Below are 16,316 nucleotides of genomic sequence, written 5' to 3'. Positions count from 1 at the left end.
GGATCACCAGCTCTCGCGGTAATCGAAAGATAGTTGGTAATCGTGGGTGCCTAGGTCTATTAGGTGGCGAAAGTGGGGTTGAATAATATCGATCCAATGGCTGCCAACATCAAAACCCCCATTGTTAATATTGTTTTCGACGGGGATGCCGAGAGCATCAAGTATTGACTCATCGTCGCCTAAATCTTTAGAGGACTCTTCGCCCTTACAAATTTCGGTTTGCTTGTCATACCATTCCAACCGTAGCTTCAGTCCCATCTTTGTCTCACAAGTATTTTTTCTTGATGTTTCGTTCATTTTTAGCATCATCGCGTCGCTCACCCGTTACGGCGTCAAATGCTCCCAAATGACTCCCATTACTTGCGCGATATACCTCCAGTTCACCATGCATCGAGTCCCATTCGTAGATCGTTTTGCCCTTTGCATCAGTCCAACGCTCTCTAAGTCCTCCACCACCTACGACGGGGTTCTTTTTCTTGGCTTTTTTTAGACCAGGAAATGCACTGATATCCTCAGTTTTTGGCGCTGGATGATACCTGTGACCAGCTGTTGGCAAGCCTTTACGAGGCGCGCTGACCACAACATATAGCGGCGACACCCCGGAACCAACCGGAAACACCAGAATGAAATCCTTGTACTCAGGCGGATACACCGGATTCACGATGATGCTGTCAGCCGCCTTCGTCGGCGGATAAACCCAGATATGCGGCGCTTGCGGTGCGGCTTCCAAAGCGGGGATGCCAAGGATATTTGAACCGTCCTCCGCCGGTGTCCAGATCAGCTCGACACCATCTCCAAGCTCAGCCACTTGCTGACTGCCACGCAAGGTGAATTGCACGACATCGACCATTTCCCAGTCACGGTTTTTGCCGGTGTAGAACCCGTATCCCTTGAGACTGCCGTCAGTATGCTGCTCGACCCGCAGGCGCACGCGGGTACGGGCCTGTTTAAGGGCGCGTAGTTGATCTTCGGTGTAGAGCGAGCTGTCGCCAAGGCTTCGACGGTATGACCAGGGCTACCAGGCCTGCCAAGGTGGCCGCAGCGGTGCTGGCGGCGGCTGCGGACAGTGCGGCGAACGCTGAGCCGGTCAAAGCAAAGCTGCCGAAACCTGCCGGAATCGCGGTGCCACTGATTTTCTTGAGCGGCACGACACCGGTTTCATCGGCCTCGCGGGCACCGAGCAGAACCAGTTCGCCATAGTCTTTCAGGCTGTCGGTCGGAACAACACCGGAGGGATTCGTGTAGTCGATGATTGCATCGGGCAACTTGCAGGACTTGGCGAACACGCATCCCGCGCGGACAACATCGTCCTTTTTCGCGACAACTTGAAGGCTGTCTTCGAAGGCCTGCTGCCTGGCGAGCATGACCTCGTAGGCTTTTTGCCTGGCATCGCGCTCGGCCAGTTCGGTGGCCGTCATGTAACGGTGGGTGATGTGATGCCCGTCGCCTGACGGTGGGTTTTTAACCCGAGGGATGTCCTTGTTGCCAGCCACTGATTGTCCTTTCGCTCGTCCATCGGCAACCCCCGAAAGAGGGGCTGCGCGACGTTAACGAACGTGGCTAATCGTGGCTGTAGGACGAATCCTCAATGCCGCTAAGAGTGTTCTCTATCGTTCAGGATGGCAGTGCGGTGTTCTTGCGACTCGCCGCCGCTGTCACCGCATAACCGATCAATGCCGCCAGTATCGAACCGGTCAAAATCCCCATGCGGTCCATCCCGGCGTATTCACTGGTGCCGGGCACGAAGGCCAGGGAACCGACGAACAGGCTCATGGTGAAACCGATGCCGCAGAGGATTGCTACGCCCAGCACCTGGCCCCAGTTGGCGCCTTGGGGCAGGGCGGCAATGCCGATTTTTACCGCCAGCCAGGTCAGGCCGAACACGCCGACGGTCTTGCCCAGCAGCAGGCCGACAGCAATCCCCATCGGCACATGGTGGGTGAAGCTTTCGACGGTCACGCCGCTCAGGGACAGGCCGGCGTTGGCGAAGGCGAACAGCGGCAGGATGCCATAGGCCACCCACGGATGCAGGGCATGTTCCAGGGTCAGCAGCGGCGAAGGTTCGGCGTTTTTCGTGCGCAGTGGAATGCAGAAGGCCAGGGTCACACCGGCCAGCGTGGCGTGCACGCCACTCTTGAGCACGCAGACCCAGAGGATCAGCCCGATGATCATGTACGGCCCGAGCTTCACCACGCCGAGCCGGTTCATCCCGATCAAGGCTGCGATGCAGGCCGCGGCCAGTGCCAGAGAGAGGGTCGACAGCGCGCCGGAGTAGAAGATCGCAATGATGATGATTGCGCCCAGGTCGTCGATGATCGCCAGGGTCATCAGGAACAGTTTCAGCGACACCGGCACCCGTTTGCCCAGCAGGGCCAGTACGCCTAGGGCGAAGGCAATGTCGGTGGCCGTCGGGATGGCCCAGCCACTCAGGGCGGACGGATTGTCGCGGTTGAGGAACCAGTAGATCAGCGCCGGCACCACCATGCCGCCAATCGCCGCCGCGCCGGGCAGGACGATCTGCGACGGTTTCGACAGTTGGCCGTCGAGGACTTCGCGCTTCACTTCCAGGCCGATCAACAGGAAGAACAGTGCCATCAGACCGTCGTTGATCCACAACAGCAGCGGCTTGGCGATCTTCAGCGCGCCGATCTGCGCCACCACGGGGGTGTCCAGCAGGCCGCTATAGAGCCACGACAGCGATGAATTGTTGATGATCAGTGCGAGGACAGCGGCAGCGATCAATAACAGACCGCTGGCAGCTTCCAACTGAAAGAAACGCGTGAATGTGCTACGCAGAGGCAAGGTCGCTCTCCATCGATGAATTCAAAAGGTGACACACCCTAACCCGTACTGTTAGTTGTTAAAACAAAAGTTATATTCTTTTTTGTTATATGCCGTTACGACGTGGGCAGTCAGCAAAGGCCAGAGCCTAGCAGTTGCCGGACGTATTGGACCTCAGCTGTATCTGTGCATGATGTAGGTTCTTTCCTAAGCTTGTGGGCTGAGCCTTGCGACAAGGCCGACTCTTTGCCTGATTCAACGAGAAAATCATCATGAGCGACAACCGACAGTGGGCTCGCGAAGCCATCCGGATCATCGAAGCCGACTTCCAGCGCAGCGCCGATACCCACCTGATCCCCTTGCCGCTGCCGGGGTTGCCGGGCATCGAGTTGTATTTCAAGGATGAGTCGAGCCATCCCACCGGCAGCCTGAAACATCGGCTGGCGCGCTCGTTGTTCCTTTATGCGCTGTGTAACGGTTGGCTCAAACCTGGTGCGCCGGTGATCGAGGCTTCCAGCGGTTCGACGGCGATTTCCGAGGCGTACTTCGCCCGCTTGCTGGGTTTGCCATTCATTGCGGTGATGCCCGCGAGCACGTCCAAGGAAAAGATCGCGCAGATTGCTTTCTACGGTGGCAAGAGCCATCTGGTGGATGATCCGACGCAGATCTACGCCGAGTCCGAACGTCTGGCTCGCGAACACGATGGGCACTTCATCGACCAGTTTACTTACGCCGAACGCGCCACCGACTGGCGGGCGAACAACAACATCGCCGAATCGATCTTCCAGCAGATGCGCTTCGAGCAGCACCCGGAGCCGAGTTGGCTGATTTCCAGCCCCGGCACCGGCGGCACCACCGCGACGCTGGGCCGCTACGTGCGCTATCGCCAGCATTGCACCCGCGTACTGTGCGCCGATGCCGAGCGTTCGGTGTTCTTCGATTACTACAAGACCGGCGACGCCAGCCTGCGCCTGGATCACGGTTCGCGGATCGAAGGCATTGGCCGGCCACGGGTGGAAGCGTCGTTCCTGCCCAAAGTGATCGATGCGATGGTCAAAGTGCCGGACGCGTTGTCGTTGGCGGCCATGCACTATCTGGCACAACGTTTGGGGCGACGGGTTGGCGGATCGAGCGGGACCAACCTGATCGGCGCCTTGATGGCGGCCCGGCAGATGGCGGCGGCGGGGGAATCGGGGTCGATCGTGGCGATTCTGTGCGACGGCGGCGAGCGCTATGCCACCACCTATTACGATCAGGCCTGGCTCAAGGCCCAGGGGTATGAGTTGAGTGGTTTGATGGATGCCGTGGCGGCGAGTGTCGAGCGTGGCGAGCCACTGCCGGCCAGCGTGTTGCGCGCCAATATCTGAGAAGTTTCAGACACTGAAGAACCTTGTGGGAGCCGGGCTTGCCCGCGATGGCGGATTCAAATTCAACAGAGATGTTGACTGATCCACCGCTATCGCGGGCAAGCCCGCTCCCACAGGTAATGTGTTGTTTCGGTATTTGTGTATCAGGCCTCGAGACCAAGAATGTCTCGGGCCACCGCTTCGGCAATTCGAATCCCGTCGACGCCCGCCGACAGAATCCCGCCCGCATAACCGGCGCCTTCACCGGCTGGGAACAGGCCCTTCACGTTCAGGCTCTGCATCGACTCGTTACGGGTAATCCGCAACGGCGACGACGTGCGCGTCTCGATCCCGGTCAGCACCGCGTCGTGCAGCGAGTAGCCACGAATCTGCTTCTCGAACGCCGGCAAGGCTTCGCGAATCGCTTCGATGGCGAACGCCGGCAAAGCCAGGGCCAAGTCACCCAAGGCAACGCCCGGTTTGTAGGACGGCTCGACGCTGCCCAACTCGGTCGACGGCTTGCCGGCAATGAAGTCGCCGACCAGCTGCGCCGGTGCTTCGTAATTGCTGCCACCCAGCACAAAGGCGTGGGATTCCAGGCGTTCCTGCAACTCGATGCCAGCCAGCGGGCCGCCCGGATAATCGACTTCCGGGGTAATCCCGACGACGATCCCGGAGTTGGCGTTGCGCTCGTTACGCGAATACTGGCTCATGCCGTTGGTGACCACGCGGTTCGGCTCGGAGGTCGCCGCCACCACGGTGCCACCCGGGCACATGCAGAAACTGTAGACCGAACGGCCGTTCTTGGCGTGGTGCACCAGTTTGTAGTCGGCAGCGCCGAGTTTCGGGTGGCCGGCGTATTTGCCCAGGCGCGCGCGGTCGATCAGCGACTGCGGGTGCTCGATGCGAAAGCCCACCGAAAACGGCTTGGCTTCCATGTATACGCCACGGCCGTGAAGCATGCGGAAGGTGTCCCGGGCGCTGTGGCCGAGGGCCAGAATCACATGTTTCGAATGGATCTGCTCGCCGCCATCAAGCTCGACGCCGACCAGTTGGCCGTCTTCGATCAATACGTCAGTGACGCGCTGCTGGAAACGCACTTCGCCGCCCAGGGCACGAATTTGCTCACGCATGTTTTCCACCACACCGGTCAGACGAAACGTCCCGATGTGCGGCTTGCTGACGTAGAGGATTTCTTCCGGCGCGCCGGCCTTGACGAACTCGTGCAAGACTTTGCGACCGAGGAATTTCGGGTCTTTGATCTGGCTGTAGAGCTTGCCGTCGGAGAACGTACCCGCGCCGCCTTCACCGAATTGCACGTTGGATTCGGGGTTGAGCACGCTTTTGCGCCACAGGCCCCAGGTGTCCTTGGTGCGCTGACGCACTTCGGTGCCTCGTTCGAGGATGATCGGCTTGAAGCCCATCTGCGCCAGCAGCAGGCCGGCGAAGATCCCGCAGGGGCCGAACCCGACCACGATCGGGCGCTGGCTCAGGTCGGCCGGCGCCTGGCCGACCACTTTGTAGCTGACATCCGGCGCCACGTTGACGTTACGGTCATCGGCGAATGTGTGCAGCACCGCCGCCTCATCGCGAACGTTGAGGTCGATGGTGTAGATGAAGCACAGTTCGGAGGACTTTTTACGCGCATCGTAGCTGCGCTTGAACAAGGTGAAATCGAGCAGGTCATCACTGGCGATGCCCAAGCGCTGCACGATGGCAGGGCGCAGGTCTTCTTCGGGATGGTCGATCGGCAGCTTGAGTTCAGTGATTCGTAACATGACGGGATCCGGTTCGCGGGGCGCACAACTGCGCCAAGGCGTTTGAAGCCCGCGATTATAAGCCTCAAAGGATGATTCCAGTGAGGCTAAAACGATCAGTCGTCGCGCGATCCGCCGAAATACCCACAGCCGCGTTGCACCTGGCCATCGATGCGCAGCTCGGCGCTCATGTGCTGCACGCTGCCGGTGCTGCTGTCGACGCAACGTTGCGGCGCGACCCAGAGCTCGATGCGCTGATTATTGGCTTCGGTACTGAGGTTGAAGCGGCCATCGCCCAGTTGCTCTTCAACGTACGGCAGGGCCAAGGGCGGCTGACCGGCGCGGTCGATGACCATGCCCTTGCCGCTGACTTTGACGTTCCACTCAGGGCCATGGCCGGCGGCACGCAGGATCAGCCGCTTGAAATTGGGATCGTCGCACGCCGTGCCCGAGCGCTCGACGCGGTACAGCTGCGCCAGATCGAGCCGACTATCGGCACCACTGGCAACGATCCGACCGCGCACGTCGGCGAACAACTTGCCCTGATCATCGGCCAGGGTCGCGGCCTCTTGCAGGACGCTGGTGCCGCCGGTGTCGTTGACCACATAACTACGCTGTTCATTGCACGGCTGGAACAGCAACTTGCCGTCGGCCGCCGTCAACTGGCCCTGCATGCGAGTCTGGCCCACATGTGAAGCGCTTTCGCGCGGGCCGTCCAGCAACTGGCACGCGGCGAACAGCGGAAGCAGGGCAACAAGCACTAAGGAACGGGCAACACGCATCTTTGAGTCTCCTGACAAGTGCCGCCACGTTACTCAGCCTGACCGTTCATCACAACCCTGCAATGTCCTCGCTTTCCTACGGGTCGTGTTTGGTTTAGCCGACGCGGTAGGTCTGGCCGGTCTGTAAGCCTTCCACGCTTTTGGCGTAGGCCAGCGCTACTTCGGCGGCGGGAACCGGTTTGAAACCACGGAAGTACGGGGCATAGCTGCCCATGGCTTCGACCAGCACGTTCGGGCTGACCGAGTTGATGCGCAAACCGCGCGGCAGTTCGATCGCCGCGGCGCGGACAAAACTGTCCAGGGCGCCATTGACCAGGGACGCCGAGCTGCCAGTACGGATCGGATCGTGGCTGAGGATGCCGGTGGTGAAGGTGAATGACGCACCGTCATTGGCGAACTCCCGGCCGATCAGCAACAGGTTGACCTGGCCCATCAGCTTGTCCCGCAAGCCGAGCTCGAAGTCTTGCGCGGTCATGGTGGCCAGTGGCACGAAGTTGACACTGCCGGCGGCGCAGATCAGCGCGTCGAAATTGCCGGTCTGTTCGAACAGTTTGCGGATCGAGGCGCTGTCGCTGATGTCGACCTGAAAATCACCGCTCTTGCGGCCGATGCGGATGATTTTGTGGCGCTGGGACAGTTCATGGTCAATGGCCGAACCGACGGTGCCGGAGGCGCCAATCAAGAGAATTTTCATCGTGCTGTACCTGTATGGGTTGGATTTAAATTTAAGTTTAGTGTGGTTTTTTTTATTGATAAGCGTGCTAATAGGCAACCTTTGGTTTTCAAATGGAAACAATCCATGAGCGAAATGGACGACCTGGCGGCGTTCGCGATATTGATCGAGGCGGGCAGTTTCACCTTGGCGGCGCAGCAACTGGGTTGCAGCAAAGGGCAACTCTCCAAGCGCATCAGCCTGCTGGAAACGCGGTTTTGCGTGGTGTTGCTGCAACGCACCACGCGCCGCTTGAGCCTGACGGCGGCGGGCGCGGCGCTGTTGCCGCAAGCCCAGGCGCTGGTGATTCAAGTCGAGCGAGCGCGTCAGGCGTTGGCGCGGCTGAAGGACGACATGGCCGGCCCGGTGCGGATGACAGTTCCGGTTTCACTGGGGGAAACCTTCTTTGACGGCGCATTGCTGGAGTTTTCCCGGCAGTACCCCGAGGTGCAGATCGAGCTGGAGCTCAACAACCACTACCGCGACCTGTCCCGTGACGGATTCGATCTGGCGATCCGCTCGGAAGTGGCCAACGACGATCGCCTGGTCGCCCGCCCGCTGCTGGCCTGGCACGAGATGACTTGCGCCAGCCCGGCGTATCTTGAGCGATGCGGTGAACCGCTGACGCCTCAGGCGCTGGCCGAACACCGGTGCCTGCTCAACAGCCATTACAGCGGTCGCGAAGAATGGCTCTATCACCAACAGCACGAGTTACTGCGGGTGCGAGTGTCGGGACCGTTCGCCAGCAACCACTACAACCTCTTGAAGAAGGCCGCGCTGGCGGATGCGGGCATTGCGCGTTTGCCGTCGTACTTGCTGCAAGAGGAGTTGGCTGACGGGCGTTTGAGATGGCTCCTGCGCGATTATCAGACTCGCAGCATGCCGATGTATCTGGTGCACCCGTATCAGGGCGGATTGCCGAAGCGCACCCAAGTGCTGGCGGATTATTTGATTGGTTGGTTCAAGCGCAGTGGCGAGGCGTTGGATCGGCTTCAACGATAACGGGAACTGGTGCAATTGGATCGGCAGCTCCTACAGGGGATCCCTATCCGTCAATGGTTGGCCGTTAGCGGGCGTAACGCTTGGCAATCAGATGATCAATCGACAACTTGCCCGGCCCGGTCGCCATCAAGTACAGCAGCACCGCCGCCCAAGTACCGTGAGTCGGATAGGCATCGGGGTACACGAACAGCTGAATAGTCAGCGTCATACCCAGCAGTGCCAGCGCCGAAAAACGTGTGGCAAAGCCGATCAGAATCAGCACCGGAAAGAAATGCTCGGCGAAGGCCGCCAGGTGCGCCGCCAGTTCCGGGGAGAGCAGTGGCAGGTGATATTCGCTCTGAAACAACGGAATAGTCGAGCCCGCCAGCCGTGGTACGCCGACTTCAAAGGTGCCGTCGATCAAGTCGATGGCCAGGCCTTCCACTTTGGTCTGCCCGGACTTCCAGAACACCGCGGCAATGGAAAAGCGCGCGATAAACGCGATCAGGCTGTGGGGGATTTTTTCCAGCAGCGCGATGGCACGGGCGATGGGGTTCTGGCGACTGTTCATGGCGATACCTTGTGGTGTAAATGGGTGATGACGTGGTGGCTGATCAGCAGCGCCAGGGTTTGGCTGAGGTCGAAGGCGGGCGCTGTCTCTAATGCTTGGGTCAGGGATTGGCCGTTTTGCAGGTTCTGAATGAATGTGCTGGCGCCGTGGTCGATGGCGAACACCTCAACCTCCAGCCCATTGCGCAATACCAGCGCGTTTTGCCCGTGGTCGAGGTCGATTCCGGTCAGCGTCGCGTCCTGTTGATGGGCCGCCCAGATCGCAACCACCGCGAAGGCTGAAGTCAGTAGATTCAGGGAGGGATGAAGGCCGACCGTCAGCTCGCTCAGCGCTTGCGGGTCCGACAACGCGGCGGTGATCTGTTCATGGCTCAGGGGTTGGGCGTCGGCGGCGTGATAGGCCTGAACGCGCAACCGCTCCAGTCGCGCCACGTCGGCCAGATAAGGCACGCTGGCTACCGGTTCAAAGCGGTCGATGAACTCGGCGAAGTCCTTGCCGTAGTCGTTGATGAGCGGGCTTTGAGGTGGGCAACTCTGCACATACAACCCCGCCATCGCCCGGAAAAAATCATCACCGACTAACTGCAAAACCACTGGGTAGCTATCCGCCAATGCGTTGATCAGTGAGCTCTGCACATTGTTGCGATACACCGCGAAACGGCTGGCGGGATCGGCGCCGTTGGCACTGAACAAGCCGTCGGGGCAGGGCCGTTGCGGATCGAGCAGGGCGGCGGCAAACGCGGCTTGAGTGCTCATGATCGGCTCCCCGCGCAATGCAGCAACGCATCAGCCTGACGGGCTTCGGCATGCAGCACGCTGAAGGCCGGTAACTGATTGTCGCGCTCGATCAACGTGGCGATCGGGCCAACTCGTTCCAGCACCCGCCGATACAGTGCCCATACCGCGTTATCGATGGGCGCACCGTGATCGTCGATCAGCAGACGGTCGCCAAGGCTGTCGGTGTCTTCGGCAAACCCGGCCAGATGAATCTCACTCACTGCGTGCAGCGGCAGTGCGTCGATGTAGGCCAGGGGATTTCTTTGATGATTGATGCAGGAGACGTAGACGTTGTTGACGTCCAGCAGCAGGCCACAGCCGGTGCGGCGAACGACTTCGCTGATGAAGTCGGCCTCGTCCAGGGTCGAGCGCTGGAACGCCAGATACGTCGCCGGGTTCTCCAACAGCATCGGACGTTTGAGGGTGCTCTGCACCTGATCGATGTGCTCGCAGACGCGGTTCAGCGTCGGCGCATCGTAGGCCAGGGGTAGCAGGTCGTTGAGAAACACCGGGCCATGGCTGGACCAGGCCAGGTGTTCGGAAAAGGACTGGGGTTGATAGCGCTCGATCAGCGCGGCAAGCCTTTGCAGGTGCCGAGCATCCAGCGGACCTTCGGCACCGATGGACAGGCCAACACCGTGCAGCGACAGCGGATACTGCTCGCGGATCAACCCCAGAAAATGATGAAACGGGCCGCCGGCCACCATGTAGTTTTCGGCGTGGACTTCGAAGAAACCGATGTCCGGTTGTGCACCGAGCACTTCACGAAAGTGCTCGGTCTTGAGCCCCAGCCCGGAGCGGGGCGGGAGCCCGGAGAATGAATTGTTCATGGTCGACACTCAGGCTGGGGGCTGATTACGACTTGGCTTTGTAGGCTTCCATCTGGCCGAAACCGGTTGGCGAAGTCTTGCTCTCGGTGGTCATGCAGGTGCCTTTCGGGACGAGTTTCCAGGCATTGGCCTGGTGATCCATTTTGGCGGTGCCGGCGCAAGTGGTGCCAGCGCCTGCGGCGCAATCGTTATGACCTTTCATGGCCACGCCGAAGCATTTTTCCATGTTGGCGTCAGCGGCATGGGCAGTCGACACGGCGGCGATGCTCAGGGCAGAACCGAGGGCCAGAACCAGGGCGGTGGCGGACAGGGTGCGGGTGGTAGCAGTCATGATGTTTCTCCGAAATTGAGCTTGGGTTGGCAAGCGTTTGTGCTTGCTTACCGCTCTAGAGAAACGACAGGGCGTGGCGTTACAGCTGACAGCGAATTTTTTCAGAAATCTTCAAAACACCACAAATCCCCTGTGGGAGCGGGCTTGCTCGCGAAGGCGATGTGTCAGCCAACATCTCTGTTGAATGTGATGCCGCTTTCGCGAGCAAGCCCGCTCCCACAGGGGATCTTCATTGGTGCGTGGGGTGTGGCAGGCATAAAAAAACGGCCGCGAAGGCCGTTTTTTTGTTCATCGGTAAGGCTTAGCCGCCGAGGTACGCTTCGCGCACTTTCGGGTCGGTCAACAGCGCTTCACCCGTCCCTGTCATCACCACCCGGCCGTTTTCCAGCACGTAGGCACGGTCAGCGATTTTCAGAGCCTGGTTGGCGTTTTGTTCCACCAAAAACACCGTCACACCGTCCTTGCGCAGTTGTTCGATGATGTCGAAGATCTGCTGGATGATGATCGGTGCCAAGCCCAGCGATGGCTCGTCGAGCAGCAACAGCTTGGGCTTGCTCATCAGCGCGCGGCCGATGGCGAGCATTTGCTGTTCGCCGCCAGACATGGTGCCGCCGCGTTGGGCGAAGCGTTCTTTCAGGCGTGGGAAAAGTCCGAGGACCTTGTCCATCTGTTCCTGATAGTCGCCCTTGTCGGTGAAGAATCCGCCCATGGCGAGGTTTTCTTCCACGGTCAGGCGGGCAAACACCCGACGACCTTCCGGGACCACGGCGATGCTTTTACGCATGATATGCGACGAGTCCTGGCCGACGAGCTCTTCGCCCATGTAGCGGATGCTGCCGCTGTGGGCTTGCGGCGAACCGCAGAGGGTCATCAGCAGGGTCGATTTGCCGGCACCGTTGGCGCCGATCAGGGTCACGATCTCGCCCTGGCGGACTTCGACGTTGACGCTGTGCAGCGCCTGGATCTTGCCGTAGAAGGTGGAAACGTTTTCGAACTGCAGCATTTACGCTTCCCCCAGGTAGGCTTTGATCACTTCAGGATTGTCGCGAATCTGCTCCGGCGTGCCGTTGGCCAACGGTGTGCCCTGGTTGATCACGACGATGTGGTCGGAAATGCTCATGACCAGTTTCATGTCGTGTTCGATCAGCAGCACGGTAACGTTGTGCTCTTCACGCAGCATGCCGATCAGCGCCTTGAGGTCTTCGGTTTCCTTCGGGTTCAGGCCGGCGGCCGGTTCGTCGAGCATGATGATCCGTGGGCGGGTCATCATGCAGCGGGCGATTTCCAGGCGACGTTGCTGACCGTAGGCCAGGGTGCCGGCCGGACGGTTGGCGAACGCCTTGAGGTTGACCTTTTCCAGCCAGTATTCGGCGTATTCCATGGCCTCGCGTTCGCTTTTGCGAAAGCCCGGCGTCTTGAACAGACCGGCCAGGAAGTTGGTGTTCAGGTGACGGTGCTGGGCGATCAAGAGGTTCTCGACCGCGGTCATGTCCTTGAACAGCCGCACGTTCTGGAAGGTGCGCACCACGCCTTTGAGGGCGATCTTGTGGCCGGGCAGGCCTTCGATCGCTTCGCCGTCCAGCAGGATGCTGCCGCCGCTCGGTTTGTAGAAACCGGTCAGGCAGTTGAACACGGTGGTTTTGCCGGCGCCGTTGGGGCCGATCAGTGCCACGACCTGTTTTTCCTTCACGCTCAGGGCTACGCCGTTGACCGCGAGCAAGCCGCCGAAGCGCATGCTCAGATTTTCTACTTTGAGGATCTCACGGCTCATTTGCGCAGCTCCATGTGAGGGCGTTGCATCGGCAGCAGACCTTGAGGACGCCAGATCATCATCAGCACCATCAAGGCGCCGAACATCAACATGCGGTATTCACTGAATTCACGCATCATTTCCGGCAACAGGATCATCACCGTGGCGGCGAGTACGACGCCCAGTTGCGACCCCATGCCGCCCAGCACCACGATGGCGAGGATGGTCGCCGATTCGATGAAGGTGAAGGACTCCGGTGTCACCAGGCCTTGGCGCGCGGCGAAGAAGCTACCGGCGAAACCGGCGAACGCAGCACCGAGGGTGAAGGCCGACAGCTTGATGACCGTGGGATTGAGACCCAATGCACGGCAGGCGATTTCGTCTTCACGCAACGCTTCCCAGGCACGGCCCAGGGGCATGCGCAGCAGACGGTTGATGACGAACAGGGCGAACAGCGACAACAACACCGCGATCAGGTAAAGGAAGATCACCTTGTTTACCGGGTTGTAGGTCAGGCCGAAGTACTCGTGGAAGGTCTGCAGTCCGTCTGCGGCAGTTCTATCGAAGGTCAGTCCGAAAAGCGTTGGCTTGGGAATGTTGCTGATGCCGTTCGGGCCGCCGGTGAGGTCGGTCAGGTTGCGCAGGAACAGACGGATGATTTCACCGAAACCCAGGGTCACGATCGCCAGGTAATCACCGCGCAAACGCAGCACCGGGAAGCCGAGCAGGAAGCCAAACGTGGCGGCCATCATCCCGGCGATCGGCAAGCAGATCCAGAAGCTCAGGCCGTAGTAATGCGACAGCAACGCGTAGCTGTAGGCGCCCACGGCGTAGAAGCCGACGTAACCGAGGTCGAGCAGGCCGGCCAGGCCGACCACAATGTTCAGGCCGAGGCCGAGCATCACGTAGATCAGCACCAGCGTGGCGATATCCACCGCGCCGCGGGAGCCGAAGAACGGCCAGACCAGCGCACCGATGATCAACGCGATGATGATCCAGCGCTGGGTGGTCGGCAGGGTCAGGAAGGTACTGGCCTTGGCCGGCATCACCGGCAGGTTGGGCGAGGCTTTCCACGCCGAGCTGATCTGCTGGTCGAACAGCACGCGCAAGAACATCAGCACCGAGCATACGGCGATGGTGATCAGTGTTGCAGTGCTGGTGCCATGGACTTCGAGGTTGATGCCGACAATGGTCAGTTTCAGACCGAGTACCGGGTAGGCCACGGCCCACACCAGCAAGGCGCTGAATAACGCCTGTTTAAGATTCCTAGTCATACTTTCTCAACCTCCGGACGGCCCAACAGGCCGGTTGGCCGGAACAACAACACCAGGACCAATAGGCCGAACGCCACGACGTCCTTGTACTGGTCGCCGAAGATATCGGCACCAAAGGCTTCCGCCACCCCAAGCACCAGCCCGCCGAGCATCGCGCCGGGGATGCTGCCGATACCGCCCAGTACCGCGGCGGTGAAGGCCTTGAGGCCGACCAGGAAACCGGCGTTCGGGTTGATCACGCCGTATTGCATGCTCAACAGCACAGCTGCGATAGCCGCCAGTGCCGCACCGATGACGAAGGTCAGGGCGATGATGTTGTTGGTGTTGATGCCCAAGAGGTTGGCCATCTTGATGTCTTCGGCACAGGCACGGCAGGCGCGACCCAGGCGAGAGCGGGAGATGAACAGCGTCAGGCCGAGCATGGCGACCAGGGTCACCACGAACACCACGATTTGCATGTAGGAAATCAGCACTTCATGTGCGCCACCTGGCCCGATGGCAAAGTTGCCAGGGATCAGGTTGGAGATGGATTTGTCCTTGGAGTCTTGCGCCAGCAGAACCGTGTTCTGCAGGAAAATCGACATGCCGATGGCGGAAATCAGCGGGATCAGACGGTTGCTGCCGCGAAGTGGGCGGTAGGCGATCCGTTCGATGCTATAGCCGTAGGCACTGGTTACAACGATGGTTGCGAGAAAAGCGGCGGTCATCAACAGCGGCACACTGTCGAGTCCCAGCATGGCCAGCCCGGCGATGGCGATGAACGCCACGTAAGAGCCGATCATGTACACCTCGCCGTGGGCGAAGTTGATCATTCCAATGATGCCGTAAACCATCGTATAGCCGATGGCAATCAGGGCATACGTGCTGCCGACGGTCAAACCGTTAACCAGCTGTTGGAAGAAGTGATAGATGTCAGGCATTACAGCGCTCCTAAAAACCTGATACGCATTTCACTGGTGGAGTCATTTTCCCGCTCGAGCCCCGTGGATCTGCATCCACTTCGAATTCGAGGTTTGCCAGCGAACCGCTGATGACGGTTTTGAGATTTTCAGGTGGGGAGGCTGGCGGATCACGCCAGCGCGGCCCAATACGTTCGTAAAACAAAGCCCACGGCACGCCGTGGGCTTTATTGGCAGTCAGTCAGGCCAAGGCCTTACTGAGGCGAAACTTCAGTTTTAGGTTTGCCGAAATGCCACTGGTAAACCACGAATTTGAAGTCTTTCAGGTCGCCCTTTTCGTCGAAAGACAGGTCGCCGGTCGGGGTTTTGAACGTACCTTTGTGGATAGCTTCAGCCACTTTGGCAGTGTCTTCGCTCTTGGCGGCCTTGATGCCATCGGCGATGACTTGCACAGCCGAGTAGGCCGGGAACACGAACGGACCGCTCGGGTCTTCTTTCTTGGCTTTGAACGCGTCAGCCAAGGCGATGTTGGCCGGATCCTGGTCGAAGGATTTCGGCAGGGTCACCAGCAGGCCTTCGGAAGATTCCTTGGCGATCTGCGAAATGGAGTCGTTACCCACGCCTTCCGGACCCATGAACTTGGCTTTCAGGCCTTTTTCCTGGGATTGACGCAGGATCAGACCCAGTTCCGGGTGGTAGCCGCCGTAGTAGACGAAGTCGACGTTGGCTTGCTTGAGCTTGGCGATCATCGAGGAGAAGTCTTTGTCGCCGGCGTTGATGCCTTCGAACACGGCAACCTTGACGCCTTTGCCTTCGAGGGTTTTCTTCACGGCGCTGGCGATGCCTTCACCGTATTGCTGTTTGTCGTGCAGCACGGCAACGATTTTCGGTTTGACGTGATCGGCGATGTAGTTACCGGCGGCAGGGCCTTGGGCGCTGTCCAGACCGATGGTACGGAACACCATTTTGTAACCACGGGAAGTGATGTCCGGGCTGGTAGCAGCCGGGGTGATCATGATCACGCCTTCGTCTTCGTAGATGTCGGACGCCGGTTGAGTGGAGCTGGAGCACAGGTGACCCACTACGAACTTGACGCCGTCGTTGACGACTTTGTTCGCGACAGCCACCGCTTGTTTTGGATCGCAGGCGTCATCGTATTCAACCGCGACGAGCTTCTTGCCGTCGATACCGCCCTTGGCGTTGATTTGTTCGATGGCCATTTTGGAGCCACTGAACTGCATGTCGCCGTATTGGGCTACAGGGCCGGTTTTAGGGCCGGCGATACCGATCTTGATGGTGTCAGCGGCGAACGAATGGCTGGCAACCCCGGCCAGAACCATAGCGGCAAACAGTTTTGAAATCTGCTTAGTAGCCTTAGTCATAGTGCTCCACTCTTGCTGTTGTAGTTTTTATAGTCCTGGCGCCGTAGCAGCAGAACCGGGTCAGATATCGTCGATATCCTCCGGAAAATGCCCCCGGCAACTGTACCGGTACAGTGTAGAGCGCCGATTGTTAGCCTGGGAAGC

At 59.6% G+C, this 16,316-nt stretch carries 16 protein-coding genes and 1 pseudogene; 2 read left to right on the top strand and 15 right to left on the bottom strand.

Annotation, left to right across the window (positions count from 1 at the left end):
• Window positions 1-3: 3 nt before the first annotated feature.
• The 3 genes and pseudogenes from LOY38_RS23485 to nhaA all read right to left on the bottom strand — a co-directional run bounded on the left by LOY38_RS23485 (window position 4) and on the right by nhaA (window position 2,802).
• The gene (locus tag LOY38_RS23485; protein WP_408980540.1) at window positions 4-297 is read right to left on the bottom strand and encodes a colicin E3-like toxin immunity protein; all 294 of its coding nucleotides are present in this window, start codon (window positions 295-297) and stop codon (window positions 4-6) included.
• Window positions 266-1,493, bottom strand: a pseudogene (locus tag LOY38_RS23480) (colicin E3/pyocin S6 family cytotoxin). Before LOY38_RS23480 ends, LOY38_RS23485 begins: the two are co-directional and overlap by 32 nt.
• A gap of 121 nt (window positions 1,494-1,614) precedes the next feature.
• A complete protein-coding gene (gene nhaA, locus LOY38_RS23475; protein ID WP_258697258.1) occupies window positions 1,615-2,802 on the bottom strand; it encodes a Na+/H+ antiporter NhaA in 1,188 nt (395 codons plus the stop codon).
• 248 nt (window positions 2,803-3,050) lie between these two features.
• On the opposite strand from nhaA, the gene LOY38_RS23470 reads away from it, so the two are divergent.
• Window positions 3,051-4,148 carry a PLP-dependent cysteine synthase family protein gene (locus tag LOY38_RS23470; RefSeq protein ID WP_258700784.1) on the top strand — a complete coding sequence of 366 codons (1,098 nt, stop codon included), beginning with the start codon at window positions 3,051-3,053 and terminating at the stop codon, window positions 4,146-4,148.
• Window positions 4,149-4,291: 143 nt separating this feature from the next.
• Here LOY38_RS23470 and LOY38_RS23465 read toward each other — a convergent pair whose 3' ends face one another.
• The 3 genes from LOY38_RS23465 to LOY38_RS23455 all read right to left on the bottom strand — a co-directional run bounded on the left by LOY38_RS23465 (window position 4,292) and on the right by LOY38_RS23455 (window position 7,360).
• Window positions 4,292-5,905, bottom strand: a complete 1,614-nt coding sequence (locus LOY38_RS23465; RefSeq protein WP_258697257.1) for an NAD(P)/FAD-dependent oxidoreductase — start codon at window positions 5,903-5,905, stop codon at window positions 4,292-4,294.
• Between the two features lie 95 nt (window positions 5,906-6,000).
• Window positions 6,001-6,666, bottom strand: coding sequence for a COG3650 family protein (locus tag LOY38_RS23460; RefSeq protein WP_258697256.1), 666 nt, complete (start codon window positions 6,664-6,666; stop codon window positions 6,001-6,003).
• Between the two features lie 94 nt (window positions 6,667-6,760).
• Window positions 6,761-7,360, bottom strand: coding sequence for a short chain dehydrogenase (locus LOY38_RS23455; RefSeq protein ID WP_258697255.1), 600 nt, complete (start codon window positions 7,358-7,360; stop codon window positions 6,761-6,763).
• A 105-nt stretch (window positions 7,361-7,465) separates the two neighbouring features.
• Here LOY38_RS23455 and LOY38_RS23450 point away from each other — a divergent pair, with 105 nt between their 5' ends.
• A complete protein-coding gene (locus LOY38_RS23450) occupies window positions 7,466-8,380 on the top strand; it encodes a LysR family transcriptional regulator (RefSeq protein ID WP_258697254.1) in 915 nt (304 codons plus the stop codon).
• Between the two features lie 64 nt (window positions 8,381-8,444).
• Here the strand turns inward: LOY38_RS23450 and LOY38_RS23445 are convergent, their stop codons facing one another.
• From LOY38_RS23445 to LOY38_RS23405, 9 genes are all read right to left on the bottom strand, one after another.
• Complete coding sequence (locus LOY38_RS23445) at window positions 8,445-8,930, bottom strand: DoxX family protein (RefSeq protein WP_258697253.1); 486 nt, start codon at window positions 8,928-8,930, stop codon at window positions 8,445-8,447.
• Window positions 8,927-9,685, bottom strand: a complete 759-nt coding sequence (locus LOY38_RS23440; RefSeq protein WP_258697252.1) for a DUF2063 domain-containing protein — start codon at window positions 9,683-9,685, stop codon at window positions 8,927-8,929. Before LOY38_RS23440 ends, LOY38_RS23445 begins: the two co-directional genes overlap by 4 nt.
• On the bottom strand, window positions 9,682-10,536 hold the full coding sequence (locus LOY38_RS23435) for a DUF692 domain-containing protein (protein ID WP_258697251.1): 855 nt from the start codon (window positions 10,534-10,536) through the stop codon (window positions 9,682-9,684). The genes LOY38_RS23440 and LOY38_RS23435 overlap by 4 nt, the downstream gene beginning before the upstream one ends.
• Before the next feature lie 25 nt (window positions 10,537-10,561).
• A complete protein-coding gene (locus LOY38_RS23430) occupies window positions 10,562-10,867 on the bottom strand; it encodes a DUF2282 domain-containing protein (RefSeq protein ID WP_019580935.1) in 306 nt (101 codons plus the stop codon).
• Window positions 10,868-11,168: 301 nt separating this feature from the next.
• Window positions 11,169-11,870, bottom strand: a complete 702-nt coding sequence (locus tag LOY38_RS23425; RefSeq protein WP_007906649.1) for an ABC transporter ATP-binding protein — start codon at window positions 11,868-11,870, stop codon at window positions 11,169-11,171.
• Window positions 11,871-12,638: a high-affinity branched-chain amino acid ABC transporter ATP-binding protein LivG gene (livG, locus tag LOY38_RS23420; protein WP_258697250.1), complete on the bottom strand. Its 768-nt coding sequence runs from the start codon at window positions 12,636-12,638 to the stop codon at window positions 11,871-11,873.
• Window positions 12,635-13,891, bottom strand: coding sequence for a high-affinity branched-chain amino acid ABC transporter permease LivM (locus LOY38_RS23415; RefSeq protein ID WP_258697249.1), 1,257 nt, complete (start codon window positions 13,889-13,891; stop codon window positions 12,635-12,637). The genes livG and LOY38_RS23415 overlap by 4 nt, the downstream gene beginning before the upstream one ends.
• Complete coding sequence (livH, locus tag LOY38_RS23410; protein ID WP_237883833.1) at window positions 13,888-14,811, bottom strand: high-affinity branched-chain amino acid ABC transporter permease LivH; 924 nt, start codon at window positions 14,809-14,811, stop codon at window positions 13,888-13,890. Before livH ends, LOY38_RS23415 begins: the two co-directional genes overlap by 4 nt.
• Before the next feature lie 233 nt (window positions 14,812-15,044).
• Window positions 15,045-16,172 (bottom strand): branched-chain amino acid ABC transporter substrate-binding protein, encoded by a 1,128-nt coding sequence (locus LOY38_RS23405; protein WP_258697248.1) that lies wholly within the window; start codon window positions 16,170-16,172, stop codon window positions 15,045-15,047.
• Window positions 16,173-16,316: the final 144 nt, after the last annotated feature.

Source organism: Pseudomonas sp. B21-015 (assembly GCF_024749285.1).
Taxonomy (GTDB): Bacteria; Pseudomonadota; Gammaproteobacteria; order Pseudomonadales; family Pseudomonadaceae; genus Aquipseudomonas.
The sequence above is the reverse complement of the archived record's forward strand: the minus strand, read 5'-3'. Positions and strand labels throughout refer to the sequence as shown.